At 65.0% G+C, this 569-nt stretch carries 1 protein-coding gene; it reads left to right on the top strand.

Features of this window, described 5'->3' with window-relative positions:
* Positions 1–350: DUF5983 family protein (locus tag ACTWPP_RS45120; protein WP_443110638.1), on the top strand; the 350-nt coding region annotated here is incomplete at its 5' end.
* Positions 351–569: the final 219 nt, after the last annotated feature.

The following is a 569-nucleotide window of genomic DNA, read 5'->3' as shown; positions in this document are numbered from 1 at the left end:
ATTACAGCCGGTGCTGGGAAATCAGCCGTGAGCACATCACGGTCGATACCTGGCACTACCTCGCCGACCTGGCGGACCTCGCCACGCCGGAGGCCATGCTGTTCATCGCCTTCCGGGTGCCATACAGCCCGGCGATCGGCGTCAAGCTGATTTCCACGCCCTGGACGGACCAGAACCTGGAGTACGCCGAGGGCATCACCGCCGAGCAGCTTCGGCAGGAGCACCGAAACAAGGGCATGCCGGACGACCTGGCGAACAGCCTTGAACTGGCCGGCCAGGCCGACGTGCGCATCCTGATCCTCGACGCCGACGCACCTGCGCTGCTGGGCCTGCCGTTGGCAGAGTCCTAGCTGTCCCACGAAGCGCCAGCCTTCCTTTTCCCCCGTGCCAGCCCGTCTCCCCCTGGAGCCGGGCTGGTCCGTTTTCATAGGAGCAATCTCATGTTCCCCGACCTCATCTCGCCCGCCACCGACTTCGAGCACCAACTGGGAGCCTGCGTCAGCGCCATGTGCCAGGAGGATGCCATCGGCCAGACCCTGGTATTCGAGCGCGACAAGGGAACGCTGAAC

It is taken from the genome of Actinomadura sp. 3N407, from assembly GCF_052245875.1.
Classification (GTDB): domain Bacteria; phylum Actinomycetota; class Actinomycetes; order Streptosporangiales; family Streptosporangiaceae; genus Spirillospora.
This window is presented reverse-complemented; position numbering and strand designations above follow the sequence as displayed.